3 protein-coding genes are annotated in these 19,948 nt (G+C 72.0%); all 3 read left to right on the top strand.

Annotated elements, in window-relative coordinates:
- Genes DEJ02_RS06480 through DEJ02_RS06470 form a run of 3 tightly spaced genes read left to right on the top strand, consistent with a single transcriptional unit; the run spans window position 1 to window position 19,641 of the window.
- Window positions 1–897 (top strand): CPBP family intramembrane glutamic endopeptidase, encoded by an 897-nt coding sequence (locus tag DEJ02_RS06480; protein ID WP_111032391.1) that lies wholly within the window; start codon window positions 1–3, stop codon window positions 895–897.
- Window positions 894–7,220, top strand: coding sequence for a non-ribosomal peptide synthetase (locus DEJ02_RS06475; protein WP_146249232.1), 6,327 nt, complete (start codon window positions 894–896; stop codon window positions 7,218–7,220). The genes DEJ02_RS06480 and DEJ02_RS06475 overlap by 4 nt, the downstream gene beginning before the upstream one ends.
- Before the next feature lie 25 nt (window positions 7,221–7,245).
- Complete coding sequence (locus tag DEJ02_RS06470) at window positions 7,246–19,641, top strand: non-ribosomal peptide synthetase (RefSeq protein WP_111032389.1); 12,396 nt, start codon at window positions 7,246–7,248, stop codon at window positions 19,639–19,641.
- Window positions 19,642–19,948 lie beyond the last annotated feature (307 nt).

Raw genomic sequence — 19,948 nt, 5'->3', positions numbered from 1 at the left:
ATGCGTGACGAGGCCGAGCTGCCGACGAAGGGGCACATCATGAACGGCAAGGTCGTCGCGCTCGCCGTGAGCGCGCTCGAGGTCGCCGTCTACCTCGTCTCCGTCGTCGTGACCGGGATCGTCGCCGGGGCGGTGACCAGGGCCGTCGAGGAACTGGACACGACAGGCGGCATCACCGGCGCGGGGGTGGCCGCCGACATCCTCCAGGTCATGCCGGCCGACGCGCTGCTCGGCTGGATCCTCGTCGACGCCGTCATCGTGCTCATCCACCTGGACGACCTGCGCGGCACCGGCGCGCCTCCGCCCAGGAACGGACGGGCAGGGTTCGGCGGACTGATCCTCCTCGTGCTCGCCGTCCAGGTCGGTGCCCTCGCGCTCGTCAGGTGGACCGGGCTCGACGCGGGTTGGCTCGTCATCACCGAGACCGGTGAGCAGGACTTCCTCGCGGGATCCGACATCCCCACGGCGCTCATCATCCTCGCTGTCCTGCTCCACCCGATCGCGGTCGAGGTCTTCTTCCGCGGAGAGTTGATGCACCGGCTCCGAGCCGCTGGATTCGGTACCGCACCGGTCGTCCTCGTCCCGGCCGTGCTCTTCGCGCTGGTCCAGCCCAGCTGGGTCCTGGCTGCCGTCGGTCTCGTCTTCGGTATCGCCGTCGGGACCGTCCACCTGCGTACGCGATCGCTGCTGCCGGCGATCGTCTCGCACATCCTGTTCCTCGTCGCTGGCGTCGTCGCCTGGCAGGTCGTCCCCGGGGCAGGACAGGGCGACGTCGTCCCGGTCGTCTTCGTCGTGCTCTCCGTGCTCGCGACGGCACTCGCGCTGTGGATGCTGTGGCCACGGCACGCCGAGGAGCCGTGGGACGAGCCCGCGCGGACGAACGGTGCAGCGGCGTGAGGGCGACGGATGCGAGTGCGTCCCCCGGACTCGACACCACCGCCCTGCGAGTCGCCCCGGCGATCGCGGAGCACGCCGACGAACGACCAGAGACCGTCGCCGTCGTGGACGGCGACTCCCGCCTGACGTACGCGCGGCTGGCTGCACGCGCCGAGGCGGTCCGGACGTCGCTCGTCGAACGCGGCGTCGGCGCCGGTGACCGCGTCGCGCTCGTGCTCCCGCCCGGCTGCGCGCAGGTCGCCGCGGTGGTCGGCGTCCTCGCCGCCGGAGCCGCCTACGTGCCGATCGACCCGGAGGAGCCGGCAGCGCGCCGGGCGCACATCCTCGCCGACGCGGATCCGGTCCTGACCGTGGTCGACTCAGCCACCCACCTCGGATCGGTGGACGGGTCCGTCCACATCGGCGACCTCGACATCGCCACCGCCGACGACACCGCGCCCCTCCGTCCCGCTCCGGTCGCGGACGACGAACCGATCTACGTCATGTACACGTCCGGCACGACCGGGGACCCCAAGGGCGTGGCGCTCACACACGGCGGGGTCGGGAACCTCCTGCACGCGCTCGTCGAACGCTGCCGACTCGACGACGTCGGTGCCGTCCTCATGCGCACACGGTTCTCGTTCGACGCGTCGGTGCCGGAACTGCTCCTGCCGCTCGCCTTCGGCAAGACCATCGTCGTGGCTCCCGACGGACGCGACCTGCCCGCGGTCCTCGACCTCGTCGCCCAGCACCACGTGCAGATGGTCACGATGGTCCCGTCCCTCACGGCGGCCCTGCTCACGTCGGGCGCACCACTGGGAGCGCTCGCCGGGGTTCGACGGTGGCTCTCGGTCGGTGAGGCCCTGCCCGCGCGGACGGCCCGTGACCTGCTCGAACGTGCCAGCGCTGAAGGCAGCCCGATGCAGCTCTTCAACATGTACGGCCCGACCGAGGCTTCCGTGTTCCTCAGCGGCGGGCGGGTCTTCGAGGAGGACGTCCGCACGGGCCTGGAACGGGTGCGGCTCGGACGCCCGTTGCGGAACTACCGGGTCCACGTCCTCGTCCCCGGTTCGCTCACTGCCGTCGCCCCCGGGGAAGTCGGCGAGATCTGCGTCGCGGGTCCCGGCGTCGGGCTCGGGTACCTCGGGCGCGCGGTCAGCCAGGCGTTCACCGAGGAGCCGACCACCGGGCACCGGATGTACCGCACCGGCGACCTCGGATGCGTCTTCCCGGACGGCACGCTCGACTACCGCGGCCGACGCGACGACCAGGTGAAGATCCGTGGGCTCCGTGTCGAGCTCGGGGAGGTCGATGCTCGGCTCGCCGCGTGCGCGGGCGTCGTCGACGCCGGGTCCGCCGTCGTCCACGACGGACCGCACGACACGCTCGTCGCCGCCGTCGTCCTCGAGGACCCGGGAGCAGGGACGTCCGGTCTCCCCGCTGTGCTCGCCGACTCGCTGCCCGCCCCGATGATCCCGACGACGATCGTCGCGGTCCCCGCGCTCCCAACCACTCCCAACGGGAAGCTGGACCGCGCCGCCGTCGCCGCGGCTGCGGCCGTCACGGCTCCGATTGACGCTGCGGGGACGGACGGGACGCTGGATGCGGACGAAGCCCTCCTCGCCGAGGTGCTACTCGCGGCAGGGCACGGTCGACCGACTGGCGGTGTCGGCCCGGCATCGACGGCCTACGACCTCGGCGTCGATTCGCTCGGCGCGACGGTCGCGGCCGGCATGCTGCGTGCCCGCGGACGTTCGCTCCCGGTCCGCGACGTGCTCGAGGGCCACACGCTCCGCGTCCTCGCCACCCGCCTCCGCACGATCGAGTCGGCAGACGTCGCGTGGGCCGACGACGGCTGGCAACCGAGCGCGTGGCGTCCACACGGGAAATCCGGTGTCGACGCGGTCGCTCCGCTCGTCCCGGTCCAGGAGGGCCTGCTGGCCGTCGCGGCGCAGGACCCGTCCTCCACGCACTCCATCGTCCAGCAGGTGTACGACGTGGCCGACGGACGGATCGACGGTGGGCACCTCGCCGACGCGCTCCGCGAGGTCACCCGGCGTCGAGCTGCCCTGCGGACCAGCATCAGGGCCACCACTGACGGGTACGAGCAGGTCATCCACAGCGCCCCCACGACGTCGTTCGCTTCGCACGACATCGCGCGCCCCGGGCTCGCCGACGACGTCATCGCGGCGGACCGGTCGAGCCTGTTCGACCTGGGGACCGCTCCACTCGCCAGACTGACCTGGATCACGGGAGTCGACGGCACGGCCCTCGTGCTCACGTACCACCACGTGATCCTCGACGGACCAGCGCAGGACGCTCTCGTCGCCGAACTCGTGGCCGAGCACGACAGGATCGCCGCCGGGGTGGTGGCGCCCGACGCGGACGCGACGAACGCAGCCGTGCGCGAGGACGTCCTCGCCCACACGTCCCGGTTGCGGGCACTCGCCCACGCGGCCAGGACCGGCACCGAAGCCGCGTCCTCGTACTTCCGCGACCTGCTCACCGGCCTCGAACCCGATCGTTCGCTCGCGCTCTTCCGCTCACGCACCCCGGACGGCGCTCCGATCGGTTCCGTCAGCGTCGCGGTGCCGCCCGCGGTGGGCGGCGCAGCGGAAGCACTCGCCCGAGCAACGGGGGTCACGGTCTCGAGCGTCGTCGAGGCGGCCTGGGGTGTCCTCCTCCGCCAATTCTCGGGCGTCGACGACGTGGCCTACGCAAAGGTCGTGACACGCCGGGACCTGCCGATCGCCGGCACGCCCGGGGCAATCGGTCCGTTGTTCGCGACCATCCCGGCGCGTGCCCGGGGCATCACGGACGAGAGCGTGCACGACCTCGTGCGCCGGACCCACACGCAGTCGATCGCGTCGACCGAGCACGCGACGTTGCGACTCGAGGACGCGATGCGGGCGGCCGACCAGCCAGCCGGCCAGCTGCAGACGCTCTACCTCTTCGAGAACCACTCGGCCTCACGCCGTCGCAGCGGGGAGGCGGGCGTCGTCCTGCGCCCCGGGAGCACGGAGCAGACGGGTTTCGACCTGACCCTCGTCGCTTCACGGTCGTCGGACGGGCTGCGCCTCACCGGCCTCCACGACGGCATGGTCATGGGGTCGTCCGACGTCGCGTCGCTCCTGCGGCGGATGGTCGAGGTGCTCGACGCCATGACGGCCGCGGGGTCCTCACCGGCGCGACTCCTCCCGGTCACCACGCCCGGCGACGAGGACGTCCTCGCCCGGGACACGTTCGTCCTGTCTCCCAGCCCACATCCGCGCATCGAGGAGGTGTTCGACCAGGTCGCGTCGCGGCACGCCGACCGGTGCGCCCTGCGGCACGGCGACAGGACGCTGAGCTACTGCGAACTCGATGCCGCCGCGCATCGTTGCGCCGAGGCCCTCCGCCGAGCCGGAGCGTCAGCCGGGGACGTCGTCGGCGTCGCGGCTCGGCGCGGGATCGAGCCGATCGTCGCGATGCTCGGCGTCCTGCGCCTCGGTGCCGCCTACGTCCCCGTGGACCTCGACGCTCCGCTCGACCGCCTCGAGCACGTCGTGCGCGGCAGTGGCCTCCACGTCCTCGTCACCGACCCCGTGACCGCCTCGCACACCGGTGCCGCCCACGTCAGGACGCTGGGCATCGACCTCGTCACCATCCGGCTCGACGCCGGTGTCAGCGAAGGAACCGACGAGGAGGGCCGCGAACCGCTCGCCCGCGAACCGGGACCGTCCGTCGATGCGCCCGCCTACATCATCCACACCTCCGGGACGACCGGGCTGCCCAAAGCCGTGAGCGTGCCCCACCGCGGTGTCACCCGCCTCGTCATGGACCCGGCCTACAGCCGGCTGCACGGGGACCAGACGGTGCTCCAGACCGTGGCCCTCACCTTCGACGTGTCGACCCTCGAGATCTGGGGAGCACTGCTCACGGGTGCGACCCTCGTCGTCGCCGACAAGGAGACGCTCGTCGATGCGGTGGCGCTGCGGGCGGCGGTGCGTCGCGAGCGGATCTCGTGGATGTGGCTGACGACCTCGTTGTTCAACCTCCACGCCGACGCCGACCCACACCTCTGGGACGGGATGGACGCGGTGGTCGTCGGCGGCGAGAAGCTCTCCGAACGGCACGTCCGCGCGTTCTTCGCCGCGAACGACACGACGGTGCTCATCGACGGGTACGGGCCGACCGAGGCCACCACACTCGCGACCAGTCACGTCGTCGAGCGCGACTTCGTGACGATCCCGATCGGACGGCCGATCCCCCGGACGGGCGCGCACGTCGTGTCGAGCGGCCGTGTCGTCGGTTGCCTCCTGCCCGGGGAACTCTGGATCACCGGTGACGGAGTCGCGCTCGGGTACGTGGGTGATGCCGCCCGGACCGCTGCGTCCTTCGTCCCCTCGCCCGCCGGCGACGGGCCGGCCTACCGGACCGGCGACGTCGTGCGGCGCAACCTCGACGGCACCCTGGAGTACCTCGGCCGCGTCGACGACCAGGTGAAGATCCACGGCCACCGTGTCGAGACGGACGAGGTCGCCGCAGCCCTGCTCACCGGCAGGGAGGTGACGCAGGCGGCAGTCCTCGTGCGGACCGGGGCCACCGGTCGCTCCGAGCTCGTCGGCTTCGTCGTCGCCACGGACGTGTCGGAGTCGACGCTGCGGGGGCGACTCGTCGCAGCCCTGCCACCCCACGCGGTACCCGCACGCATCCACCTCCTCACGGACCTGCCACGGACGTCGTCCGGGAAGACCGATCGGTCGAGGCTGCTCGCCACGGCGGCGGAACGCGACGCGGTGCCGGCGAGCCCCGACGGTGCCGACGGTACCGACGGTGCGGGGATCGAGCGCCTGTACTCCGTTGCGACCGGCGCAGTCGCGGTCGGTCCTGACAGTGACTTCTTCTCGCTCGGCGGCGACTCGCTCACCGCCATGCGACTCGTGCACCTGCTGCGGAGCGGGGGCGCCGACGTGCGACTGCGCGACGTGCTCGCGGCCCCGACCCCGCGCCTGCTGTCGGAGCTGCTCAACGCCCGTGCGTCGACCGTCCGGACGCCCACCGACGACGGCGCGACCACTTCGACCGCAGTGGACTCGAAGCCGTGGGCGACGGCCAGGGGCGCCGTCGCTGCCCACCTGCGGGACCCGGACTCACGCGCCCACAACGTGCCGTTCGCGCTCCTCGTCGACGGCCAGGTCGACCTCGCGGCGCTCCGCAGGCGGGTCAACGCCCTGATCCGTCACCAGCCGATGCTGCGGACCAGGTTCACACTCGAGCGACGAACAGACCGTGCCACGGAGTGGCTGCGTCAGGAGACGCTCCCGGCGAACGGTGCCACCGCGGTCGACGTCTCCCGTCGCACGGTCACCGAGCCGTCTGCGTGGACCACCGAGTCGATCCACGATCACCTCCGCCGTGCCGCCGTGCCGTTCGACCTCGCTCGCGGCCCGCTCGTCCGTGTCGAGGTCGTGTCCGCCTGCGGTAGCGACCTCGTGGTCGTCGACGTCCACCACAGTGTCTTCGACGGTACGAGCCTCGACGTCTTCCTCGCAGCGGTGAGTGCGGATGCAGATCGAGGGGTGCGCCGCACTGTGACGGCGCGCCCGTCCGATCCGGACACGACCGATCTCGAACACTGGCGGGCACGGTTCGCCTCGCTCCCCGCTCCGGTGGACCTCGACCTCGCGTGGGAGCGGTCGGACAGCAGCCTCGGGACCACGAGCACGACGCTGGCGCCGGAGACCTCGGATGCCGTCCGCACCAGGTGCGCAGCGCTCGGTATCACCGAGTACGCACTGTTCGCGAGCGCGGCCGCAGTCGTCCTGCAGCGGTACACGCTCGCCGAGGACTTGGTCGTCGGCATGCCCGTCGACCTCCGTCGTGGGCCATCGGACGCCGAGAGCATCGGCATGTGGGTGTCGACGCTCCCCGTGCGGATCCGGGTGTCCGACGACCACACGGTGAGGCACCTGCTGACGACGGCAGGGGCCGAGGTCCTCGACGCGCTCGACCACGCGAGTGCTCCGCTGGACGTGATCCAGACCGCGATCCAGGCCGAGCACCCCGGCGAGCGCGTCGACCTCCTGCACGCGATCGTCGCGGTACGTCGAGCCGGTCTGACGTCAGTCGACCTGGGTGGGGTGTCCGCACGGCTCTTCGGCCCCGTCAGCATCGAGGCGAAGACCGATCTCGAGTTCACGGTCGAACTGGACGGGGCCACGCACCTGGTCGGCATCGAGCACCGTCGCAGCGCGGTGGACGACGACACGGCAGCCGGGATGCTGGAGCAGCTCCTGACGCTCATCGCAGACCTCGCATCAGCGGACCCCGGCTCCGACATCGGCGCACTGGCCGGCGCGTGACGCGTCGAGCACCACGAAGGAGATCATGAGCACCATCGAACGCATCTGCTCGCACATCGCGGCCACGCCTGCGAGCACGGCGATCTCGCAGGGGACGACGAAGATCACCTACGGCGAGCTCGGTGCCGCGGCGAGCGCCCTCGCGCGTGCCATGCGAGAGCGCGGCGTCGGTGCGGGGTCTCGTGTCGCGATCACCGGTTCCCGGTCGCCGCGGCTCGTCGTCGCCCAGGTCGCCTGTCTGCTCGTCGGCGCGGCGTTCGTGCCGATCGACGCTGCCGCGCCGGCGGCCCGGCGGGCCGACCTGGTGCGGCTCGCTCGACCGGATGCGATCGTCGATGCCGACGCCACGCTCTCGGCGGACGAGTACGACGCCCCGGTGATCACCTTCCCCGCCAGCACGTCCAGGGGTGGCACGGTGCGCCCGCCCCGTACGGATCCTGATCGACCCGTCTACGTGATCTTCACCTCGGGTTCGACCGGACGACCGAAGGCGGTCGTGGTCTCCGACCGGGGGCTGGACAACCTCGTGTCCGCCTTCGTCGGTCCCCTCTTCGACGCGCACGGGGTCTCGACCGTCGGTGTCGTCTCCCCGTTCACGTTCGACGCGTCCATCAAGATGACCTACGGTGCGCTGACGACCGGTCGGACGCTCCACATCATCACCGAGGACGAACGCGACGACGTCGCCACGATGGGTGGGCGGCTCACCGCTGCCGGCGTGGACGCGTTGGACGGCACTCCGTCTTACCTCGCCGTCCTCGCCGCGCAGGACCCCGCGACTGCACCTGCGTTGGCCTGCATCCTCGTCGGTGGGGAGCCGCTGTCGGCCGAGCTCGCCGATGCCCTCGCTGGGTGGTCCGGCGCGCAGGTCGTGAACGTCTACGGTCCGACCGAGGCGACGGTCGACGCGACCTCCCACACGCACGTCGTCGGCGCCGCCCGCGTGCCGATCGGGGCACCGATCGCCGGCGTCGACGTCCGCATCGCACGGGGCGGGCGGCTCGTCGCGGTCGGGCAGCCCGGCGAGATCCACATCGGCGGTGCCGGAGTCGCGCTGGGGTACCTCGACGACGCGGACCTGACCGCGGAGCGCTTCGTCGTCGACCCGTTCGGCCCTGGCAGCGGACGCTTCTACCGGACGGGGGACCTCGGGCGGAAGCTGCGCGACGGCACCATCGAGTACCTGGGTCGGATGGACGAGCAGCTCAAGGTCCGGGGCCACCGCGTCGAGCCCGTGGAGATCGAACGCGTGCTCGCCGGCATCGGTCCGATCGTGTCAGCCGGCGTCGTCGTCGTGAAGCACCGTGGGACACGGCTCGTCGCGGTCTGCACGGCACCGGTGGAGCTCGACGGCGAGGCCGTCATGGCCGCCGCGGCCGACCTGCTGCCGACCTACATGCTCCCCACATCGGTCGTGCAGGTCGACGCCCTCCCGCTCAGCGCGAACGGCAAGCTCGACCGCAGGACCCTCGCGGCCGTTGCCGTCGACCGCCTCGGGTCGGATGACGACTCCGCACCCGCCGTGGAACCCGTCACCGATGCCGACCGAGCCGTGCTCGCTGCCCTCCGTGAGGTGCTGCCCGCCGATGCCGTCGACGGCGCCCACCTCGGCTCGTCGCTCGTCGCCCTGGGCGGGGACTCCATCTCGGCGATCCGCCTCGTCGCGGCCCTGGCTCGCTCCGGGTACCGCACGTCCGTCCGCAATGCCCTCGCGGCGCCGTCGCTCGTCGCCCTGGCTGCCGAGTGCGTCCGGATCCCACGTACTGCTGCTGCCGCCACGATCGACCAGGCCGGCCCGGTCCACCCGACGCCCGTCATCACGGACTTCTTCTCGCGCGGCCTCGCTGAGCCGCGGCACCACCACCAGTCGATCCTCGTTCCCCTCTCGGACGACGAGCACGAACGCGTGCCCGCCGCACTCGACGCGTTGCTCGACCGACACCGTGTGCTGGCGGCGGCGGTGACGGACGGACGCCTCGTCGTGCCCGCCGACGGCGAGGTCCCACCGATCGTGGTGGCCGGGTGGGACCTGACCGGCCGGACGCCTGCCGACGTTGCGACCGAGGCGGCGCGTCGAGCCACGGAGCTCATGGCCGGCCATGCGTGGACCCGTGGACCGCAGCTCCAGGCCGCGGTCGTCGTGTCCGACGACGTCCGGGCCGGTCACCGCCGGCGCGAGCTCTTCGTCGCAGCGCACCACCTCGTCGTCGATGCCATCTCCTGGAGCACGATCGAGCGCGACCTCCGTGCGGCGCTCGCGGATCCGGCTGGTCGAGCGGTCGAGCGGACGGGCACACCGTTCCGCGCCTGGGCGGAACGCCTGGCAGCGTTCGGACGCTCGCCGGAGGCCGAACGTGACCGCGCACTGTGGCAGGCGACCATGCAGCGCGCCGCGGGTTCCGGAGCCGCTGCGGCGATCGAGGCGGCGCGCGGGAGCACGATCGACCAGCCGGAGACCACGACACCTCGGCGGAGTGAACGGCGGTCGTTCGACGTGGCTCAGGTCCCCGCCCTGGCGCCCGGTCGCCGGGACCGCGGCACGGCACGGCCGGAGGAGGTCCTCATCGCCGCGGTCGCCCGAGCGGCGGAAGCGACGTGGGGCGTCGCCGAGGTGCCCCTGCTGATCGAGTCCCACGGGCGACCCGACGACATCGACGCGTTGGCGGACTGCGACGTCACGTCGACGGTCGGGTGGTTCACGACCGTCTACCCGGTCGTGGTGTCGGCCGGCCCCCGGACCAGCGCACTCCGAAGTGCGCGCTCCGCACTCCGCCGCGTCCCCCGCGGAGGACTGACGGCCGAACTGCTCTTCCCGGGGGCGGTACGAGGTTCAGGCGTCGGCGTCGTGAACTACCTCGGTTCCCTCGTCGGGGGCTCCGGCCTGAACCCCCTCGGCAGCGTCTCCGACCCCGGCAACGCCGAGACGCACCCCTTCGTCGTTGATGCGTGGCGGCAGGGAGACGAGTTCGTCGTGGACGTCTCCCTCCGCATCGACGCCCTCGGAACAGCTCCGGCAGAGCGATTCGTGACCGAGCTCCGTTCGGCTGTCGTGTCGACCGGGACGGACCGGACGAGGACCGAAGACCTGGGCGCCGTGCCCGCGGACCACGGTGAGAACGACCTGACCATCGCCGAGTTCGACACCCTGCCAGGGGACGCCGGGGAGATCCTGCCCGTCAGCAACCTGCAGGCAGGCCTGCTGTTCGAGCACCTCGCCAGCGCCGACGAGGCGCACCGCGAACACGTCGTGCAGGTGTCCTACCGGCTCGATGCGCCCTTCGACGCCGATCGTCTCACCCGCACCGTGCAAGCGCTGTTCGACGACGTCCCCGCGCTGCGCACGACCTTCCACTGGGAGGGACTCCGCGAGCCGCACCAGGTCGTCCGGCGGCACGTCGAACCGATCGTCCGCATCACCGACCTGACCGGGGTCGACGAGGCGACGTGCGCCGACCGGATCGCCGCGATCTCGGCGGAACGACGTGCCCAGACCTTCGACCTCGGCACCCCGACGCTCTTCGTGACGGATGTCTTCGCGACCGACAACTGCGTCCGCGTGACGTTCACGCACCACCACATCATCCTCGACGGATGGTCACTGGCCGAGGTCGTGCGTCGGTTCACCGCGCACCACCACGGTGCCGGTGCCCTCGAGCCCGTCCCGAGTACGAGCGACCACCTCGCGTGGACGCGCACCCGGGACGCCGACGTCGCGCGTGAGTACTGGGGGCAGGTCTTCTCCGGTCTCACCGCGGGGACGACGGTCCAGAGCGCACGTGGGCTGGAGACCGCCATCGCCGGGCGATCGCGGAGCGGAGCCGGAGCGACGCCGGCGGCGGGCGACCCGACGCGGATCGAGGTCCGGTCCGACACCGCGCTCGCGGTCCGGGTGTCCCGTGCCTTCGCTCCGCTCGGCGTGAGCACCTCCAACGTCGTCGAAGCGGCACTCGCGACGGTCCTGGCCCGGATGAACGGCAGCCGTGACGCGGTGTTCGGGGTCGTGCTGTCCGGTCGCGACGCGCCCGTCCGCGACGTCGAACGCATGGTGGGGCTCTTCATCAACACCGTGCCACGACGTGTGCGGGTCGACGGGTGCGCACCGGTGTCGAGCCTGGCGCTCTCGGTGCGCGACCAGGCGCTCGCGTCGGCCGAGTTCTCGACGGGTCCGTTGTCCGCGGCGCTCGCGGAGGCCGGACCGGACAGCGCGTTCGACTGCCTGTTCACGTTCGAGAACTACGAGGGCTCCGATGCCCGCGACGCCGACGTCCTCCGGTTCGACGGCGCCGTCGAGCAGACGAACTACCCGCTCACGGTGACGGCTGAGATCGACGGCGACGAACTCCTGCTCACCGCGATCCGGGACCCGCGCGTGCTCGATGACGCCGACGCCCACAGGATCTTGCGCGCGCTCCGCCGGGTCTTGGAATCGTTCGCCGACGCGCCGGACCGCCCCGTGTCGTCCGTCTCGTCGGTACCCGTCGTTCCCGGACCAGGCGGACCAGAAGGAACCAGCGGAACCAGCGTGACCAGCGAGACCAGCGAGACCAGCGAGACCGGACGTATCGACCGCACCGACCGCCCGCGGGACACGCTCGCGACGGCGTTCGCCGACAGCGCGCGCACACACGCACGCTCGATCGCCCTCGTCGACGCGACGCGGACGCTCACCTACGAGGACGTGATGGCCCGCGCCACCAGGGTCGCCCGGCTCCTCCGCGCGAGCGGGGTCAGCAGTGGCAACGCCGTCGGTGTGGCGGACCTCGGGGTCGACGGCATCGTCGCGATCATCGGCACCGTGCTTGCCGGGGCGGTCTACGTCCCGCTCGACGCACGGACGCCGACGGCGCGGGCCCGGCTCATGTTCGAGCAGGCCGATGTCCACGTCGTCCTCGCCTCCCAGCCAGGAGCACACGAACGGGTAGCAGGACTCTCGTCGGCCGGCCTGGTCGTGGTCGATGCGAGCGACGACGCGCGGCGCGACGAAGACGAAGACGAAGACGCAAGCAACGCGAGTGACGGCGAGCACGCCCCAGTCGACGACGTCGCCCGGCAGCCCGAAGCGGACACGACCGACAGCGACGGTCCCGCTTACGTCATGTACACGTCGGGCACGACGGGGACACCCAAGGGCGTCGTCGTCCCGCACCGAGCGGTCCTGCGGCTCGCAGTCGGGAACACGCACCTTCCGTTCGACTCGTCCGACGTGGTCATCATGACCAGCTCGCTCGCCTTCGACGCGTCGACCCTCGAGATCTGGAGCACGCTCCTCAACGGCGGGTCGCTCATCGTCGGGGACCGCGACGAGGTCCTCGACCCGGATCGCGTGCGTGGGGCCATCGCACGTCACGGCGCGACGACCATGTGGCTGACGGTGTCGCTGTTCAACCAGTTCGTCGCGGAGGACGCGACCGTCCTCCGCGGACTGCGGCGGCTCGTGACCGGCGGTGAGCGGGTGAGCGCCGACCACGTGGCACGCGCCTACGCCGCCTGCCCCGACCTCGTCGTCCTCAACGGCTACGGTCCAACCGAGAACACGACCTTCACGACGGTGCACGCGGTTCCGCGCGGCGTGCGGGCCCGCGACGAAGTACCGATCGGCACGCCCCTGCAGGGCACCTCCGTGATCATCCGGGACGTCGACGGACGCACCTGCGGCGTCGGTGAGCCAGGAGAGCTCGTCGCCGCCGGGGCAGGGGTCGCCCTCGGCTACGTCGGCGACCCCGACGGGACCGCCGCGGCCTTCGAACCCGATCCGGACCGTGCAGGACTCCGCTACCGGACGGGAGACCGCGCCCGCTGGCTGGACGACGGCACCGTCGAGTACCTCGGTCGGACCACGTCGGACTCGCAGGTGAAGGTCCGGGGCTTCCGCGTCGAGATCAGGGAGGTCGAACGCGTCCTCCGCGCCGTCGACGACGTCCGCGACGCGGTCGTGCGGCCGCACGTCGAGTCGAACCTGTCGACGGCGCTCGTGGCGTACGTGGTGGTGCACGGTGCGCTCGACCAGGCACGGATCCGTGCAGACCTCGCGGAACGCCTCCCCGAGTACATGGTGCCGGCCTACCTCGTGGCGCTCGAGGCGCTCCCCCTCACCACGAACGGCAAGATCGACGAGACGGCGCTGCCGGAACCCGTCGTCCCGGTCGCCGGGCAGACCGGAGGCACGGCCCGGGTCTGCGCGGGCCGTGAGGACCCGGCGCTCACCACCACCCTCGACGCCTTCGGTGCGGCGCTCGGCCGGCCGGTGTCGCCGGACGAGAACTTCTTCGAGCTGGGGGGCGACTCGATCAAGGCGATCCGTGTCGTGTCCGTGATCCGCCAGCGTGGGTTCACGGTCTCGGTGAGCGCAGTCATGCGGGCGATGACGGCGCGGCGACTCGCGACCGGGCTCAGGACACACGTCGTCGACGCCCGAGCGGACGTCGCCGAGGGCCGGGTGATCCCGACGCCGATCGTGACGGAGTTCGAGCGGTGGGACCTCGCCGACCCGAGCCACTTCAACCAGGACGTCACGGTGGAACTGACCGGGGCGACCACGGCGCAGATCCGTGCCGCGTCGGACGAGCTGTGGACACGACACGGCGCGCTCCGGGCGGTGTTCACCGCCGGCGCGCTCGTCGTCCGGCCGGGTACGGCGACGTACCCGTTCGCCGAGTACGCCGTGGACGACGTCGATGCGGACGACGCGCTCCACGAGCGCGCCTCGGCACTGCACAGCAGCTTCTCGCTGGCGGACGGACCCCTCTTCGGCGTCGTCGTGATCCGGTCGGAGGTCAGGGTCCGCGTCGTGCTCGCCGCCCACCACCTCGTGGTCGACGCCGTCTCGTGGGGGATCCTGACGGACGAGCTCGTCGGCTCGGTCCGCGAGCGGATGTCCGGGGTCGCCGGCGGCTCCCGACGCTCCACGACGACCCTGCGGTCCTTCGCGGACAGCCTCGCCGAGATCGGCCGGCACCCGTCGCCTCGCGCGGACCGGTTCTGGCAGGAGGCCGACCGTGCCGCCGCGGCAGCACTCCCGCGGTTCTCGCCCCGAGCTGACGCCGAGGCGCAGGCCCAGGCACGTGGTCGAGCCCGAGCCACGGTCCAGCTGGAGCGCACGCTCGCCCCCGGTCCGACGCAGGATTCGGTCCGTGCCGTCATGCGGGCCTACGGCGCGTCCGGTGAGGACCTGCTGCTCGCGGCGCTCGCCCGGGCGTTCGAGCGGATCACCGGGCAGACGCAGATCGCGGTCCGTCTCGAACGCCACGGCCGCTCCGAGACTCGAGGACTCCCCGCAACCGACCGCACGGTCGGCTGGTTCACCACGATGTACCCGCTGGTCGTGACGGCGGTCGCCGATCCGGGTGACGCCGTCGCCGCGGTCAAGGACGCCGTGCGCGCCGTCCCCGAGGACGGCGTCACCTACGGCCTGCGCCCAGCTGGGTACGCCGACATCACCACGCCGCTCACCGTCAATTACCTCGGTGACCTCGGCCGATCGACGGTCGACGGCTTCGGCAGCACGGTCTTCAACAGCGCCGGGACCTCCGTCTCGCCGACGAACGCCTTCCTGCCCGGGGTTCGTGCTAACGCGATGATCCTCGACTCGCGCCTCGTGCTGCGCATCTCCCACGAGACCACGGTCGCGTCCGAGGCCCAGGTCGAGCGACTCGCCGACGCCTGGCTGCGAGAGGTGGAGGCGATCGGCGAGCACTGCGCCGCGATCGGTCCCCGCATCCGCACCGCATCCGACTTCCCCGACGCAGTCGAACTGACGCGCCACGACATCGACGTCATCGAGCGCTTCCCGGAGCACGTCGAGGACGCCGTGGAGCTGACGCCGCTGCAGGAGGGGATGCTCGTGCACAGCCTCGCGGGCGGAACCGACTACGTCGTCCAGCAGAGCTACCTCGTCGCCGACCCTCTGCGTTCCCTGCTCACACCGTCGCGGTTGGCGACCGCCGCCCTGGCGGTCGCTGCTCGGCACGATGCCCTGCGTTCGGCGTTCGTGACCGACTCGTTGTCCCGTCCGCTCCAATTCGTCCTCGCCGAGCGCGACATCCCGGTGGCGTGGGACGACCTCCGCGGCCGGTCCGCGACGTCAGCGGACATCGACGGGCTGCTCGCGTCCGACGTGGGGCACGGGTTCGACCCCGCGACGGACCCGCTGCTGCGCATCCGGGTCGTGCGGTCCGACGCCACCGACTCGACCGGGAGCGCGGTCGGCGAGGAGACGCGGCTCGTGCTGACGATGCACCACCTCGCCGTCGACGGCTGGTCGCTCTCGCACATCCTCAGCGAGCTGGTGGACGGGTGCCGCAGCCTGGCAGCCGGTGCGTCAGCGGCGACGGTGCTCGACCGCGCACGGGAGCGCCGGTCCGCCACGGCCCAGCCGCGTGACCAGGTGCGGTGGATCCGCGACCAGGACGACGGTGCGTTCACGGCGTTCTGGGCGGACACCCTGGCCGGCTACGAAGCGACAGCAGAGTTCACCTCGGCTGGCCGGTCACCCGTGCTCGACGCCGGCGCCGCCCCCAACTCCACCACCGACCCCTCGGTCGATGCGCACGGTGTCGGTCGTCTCGAATCCGCGACGGCCTCCGATCTCCGGCGGCGCCTCGACGCGGCGCACGCCTCGTCCGGCATCACCGTGTCGAACCTGGTGCACGCCGCGTTCGCGCTCGTCCTCGGGCGGGAGAGCGGCTCCGACGACGTCGTCTTCGGCTCGGTCGTCTCGGGCCGCGACCACGACGTCAGCGGACTCGCCGACGCCGTCGGACTCTTCATCAACACGATCCCGGTCCGGGTGCAGCTCGCACCGCACCTGTCGACGGACGACCTGCTCCGGTCCGTCCGGGACCAGGCCCTGGGGAGCGCAGACCACGCGTACGGTTCCCTCCGCACCGTCGAGGACGCCGCCGACCTGCACGGCTCGGTGCGGTGCCTGCTCGCCTTCGAGAACCACGAGGACCGGGACCCGGCGGCCCTCGGCCTGCGCTTCGACCAGTCCCGTGAGCAGACGAACTACCCGGTGACGGTCGCTGTCCGACCGGTGGGTGACGATCTCGCGATCACGGTGCTGTACGACAGCGGCACCATCACACACAGCGATGCGGAGCGGATCCGGGGACGGCTCGAACTCGTGCTCGAACAGTTCGCGACGGACACGACCCGCCCGGTCAGCGCGATCCGCACCCTCGACGATCTCCACGAGCACGAGGTGCTGTGGTGCTTCGGGGCGAACGAGGTGCCCTACGACCGTGACCAGACCGTCGTCGACGCCTTCCTCGCCCACGCTCGGGTGCACCCGACCGACGTCGCGATCGTGATGGGCGAGGCGGAGTACGACTTCGCGACGGTGGCCGACGCGGCACGCGCGGTCGCCGTCGCAGTGGCCGCGCGGGTGCCCCGTGGCGGACGGGTCGGGCTCCTCACGACACGCGGACCGCGAACGGCCGTCGCGATGATCGGCACCATGATGGCCGGCTGCGCCTTCGTTGCGCTGGACGTCGATTCGCCGGACGCGAGGGTCCTCGACGTGTTGGCGGATGCCGCGCCCGCCGTGGTCCTGACGGACGGGGACGTCGCGCACGACACCGCGCTGCGCGTCACCGCGGAGACACGCGTCATCCGCCTGGACGGTGTCCTCGAGGACGGACCGGGCGGCGGAGCACTGGATCCCGACCGCCTCCCCGCTCCGGACGACGTCGCCTACTGCGTCTACACGTCGGGCTCCACGGGCAGGCCGAAGGGCGTCGTGCTCACGCACCGGGGGCTGGCGAACCTCCGCGCGCACCTCCGGCAGACGTACGCACCGCAGTCGTCCGACCGCGTCCTGCAGTTCGCGAACAGCGTCTTCGACGCCTCGGTGTGGGAACTCACCCTCTCAGTGCTCAGCGGTGCGGCGCTCGTCGTCGTGCCGAAGGAGATGCTCTACGAGACCGATCTCCTGGAAGCGGAACTCCGACGGACCGGGGTGACGCTCGGGCTCCTGCCGCCGCACTACTACGTGCACCTCGACTCGGTGCCGATGCGGATCCTGACGACCGGCGGCGGCGCGTCGAGCCCCGCCGTCGTCGAGAAGGCTCGCAGCGCCGGAGTCCGCTACGTGAACGCATTCGGTCCGAGCGAGACCACCGTGCTCGCGACGGGGTGGGAAGACCCGGGCGACGGACCCGTCCCGTCGCGCATCCCGATCGGGCGACCAGTGGCGAACACCCACGTCGTCGTCGTCGTCCACGAGGGCTCACACGTGCGTCTCTGCGGCGTCGGCGAGGTCGGCGAACTCTGTGTCGCCGGGGACGGCGTCGCCCAGGGGTACCTCGGCCTGCCGGAGGAGACGGCCCGTGCGTTCGTGCCGAACCCGTTCTCGGACGGGCCCCTGTACCGCACCGGAGACCGTGTGCGGTGGCTGCACGACGGCACGCTCGACTTCCTCGGCCGGATCGCGGACAGTGGCCAGGTGAAGGTCCGCGGGCACCGGGTCGAGGTCGCGGAGGTGGAAGCGGGGGTCCGCCGCGTCCCGGGTGTCCGCGACGCCGTCGTGGTGGCGTCCCCGACCGAGGACGGCGCGACGCTGACGGCCTACGCCGTGTTCGACGACGCACGGGAACCGGTCCTCGTCCAACGTGCGCTGCGTGACCTGCTGCCCGGGTACATGATCCCCCAGGCCGTCGTGCCCATCGACGTGATCCCGTTGAACCGTTCCGGCAAAGTCGACCGCTCGGCCCTGACGACGGCCGACACGAGCCGCACGAGCCGCACGAGCCGCACGACACCACAGCCGACCGACATCGACGGGTCCGGCGCCGGACACGCCCGTGGCGACGACGCACGCCGGACGTCGGTCACGACCACCGCGGAACAGGCCGTGATCCAGGTGTTCCGCCAGGTGCTCGTCCGCCAGGACGTCACGCTCGACGACAACGTCTTCGAGATCGGTGGCGATTCGATCAAGGCGATCCGGATCGTCTCGGCGCTGCGCGCGACTGGTTTCACGACCACAGCACGGGACGTGATGGGTGCCATGACCCCCCGGGCGATCGCACCGTTGCTCCGGACCGCTGCCGGTCCTCGCGCATCGCAGGGCGTGGTGACCGGGGTGGTGGGCGGAACGGCGATGGTCGAACAGTTCTTCGCCTGGGACCTCGCCGTGCCGGACCACTTCAACCAGGACCTGCTGATGGAGATCGGTGTCGGTGCGCGGCGCGCGACGATCGAGCAGGTCGCGGCGGCTCTGTCCGCTGTCTGGTACCACCACGACGCGCTCCGGGCGGTCGTCCGGGCGGACCGGCTCCACCTCCGCGACGTGGCCGAGGCCGGTGCCTTCCCACTCGAGAGCGTGGAGACGTCCGCCGACGGCCTCGACGGGGTGCTGCAGCAGGGCGGTGACCGTCTGCACCGGGGCCTGGACCTCGTCGCCGGCCCGCTCGCCCGCGCGCTGCTCGTGTCCACGCCGCACCGGCAGTGTCTGGTGATCGTGGCGCACCACCTCGTCGTCGACCTGGTCTCGTGGCAGGTCATCGCCGAGGACCTCCGTACGGCGCTCGACCAGGCGGTGGCCGGCGAGGACATCACGCTGCCCGCCAAGACGGCGTCGTTGCGCGAGTGGGCGGATGCGCTGGAGGTCTTCACCACCCACCGCGCCACCGAGACCGACACCCACTGGTCGGCGGTGCACCGTGCCCTCCCAGGAGCGGACCTGCGTGTCGAGGTGCCGACCCCGGAGACTCCGGCGGCATCGGCCCGGACGGAGGCGTTCGTGCTCGATGCGGCGGCGACGACCGCCATCGTCGACGACGGCACCCGGGCGTACTCGTGCTCCGTGGAGGACCTGGTGCTCACGGCCCTCGGGGAGGCTGCGAGGCGTCTGACCTCGCAGGAGCGACTCAGCGTGCGGTTGGAGAGCCACGGTCGGCTCGAGCACGACATGCTGCCTCCTGTGGACCGGACCGTCGGGTGGTTCACGTCGGCGTACCCCGTCGTGCTCGAGACGACGGGGGACCTGACGCAACGCGTGCTGCAGACGAAGGAACTCGTCCGCGCGGTCCCCGACCTCGGTGTCGGCTACTCGGCGGCAGCTCGTGTTGTCGACCGAGCCGACGTGACGCTCACGCTGAACTACATCGGGTCGGTCGGGGGCCGGGATGCCGCGCGGGGCAGCACGGTCGGCACGCCGTCGGCGGAGGGCAACCGGGCGTTCGGCGGGGTCTCGGTCGTCGTCGGCGTCGAGGGTGACGTCCTGCGCGTGGTGACGGCGGTCGACACCACGGTGACGACCGACCGGTGGTTCGAGGCGTTCGTCGGCGCGCTCCGGGCAGGCCTCGAGGACCTGGCCGCTCACTGTCGACGGCAGGACGGGGTCCACCGCACCACGTCGGACCTCACGAGCACCGACCTCGACGACGACGATCTGGAGGCCCTCAACGCGCTCTTCGGCTGAGGGCGATGCCGACACCGCGGCCGGAGCACGGCTCCGGCCACGACGCCCCGGCCGCCGCCCGCCAGCCGCGGGCGCGCAGCCACTGGCGAGCAGCCAGCGGCCGGCCCCTACCGGCGAGCGCTCACCGCCCACCAGCCAGCGGCCACGCCGACCGGCCGACACGCACCGCCCCGACACGCACCGCCCAGCGCGCAGCGCTCACCGCCCACCGCTCACCGCTCACCGGCCGACCTCCCACGGGTCCGGATCACCCCTGACCGCCGACCGCCGGACCGCGACCGCCGCTCACCGGCCGACCCCCCACGAG

It is taken from the genome of Curtobacterium sp. MCLR17_042 (assembly GCF_003234695.1).
Classification (GTDB): Bacteria; Actinomycetota; Actinomycetes; order Actinomycetales; family Microbacteriaceae; genus Curtobacterium; species Curtobacterium flaccumfaciens.
This window is presented reverse-complemented; position numbering and strand designations above follow the sequence as displayed.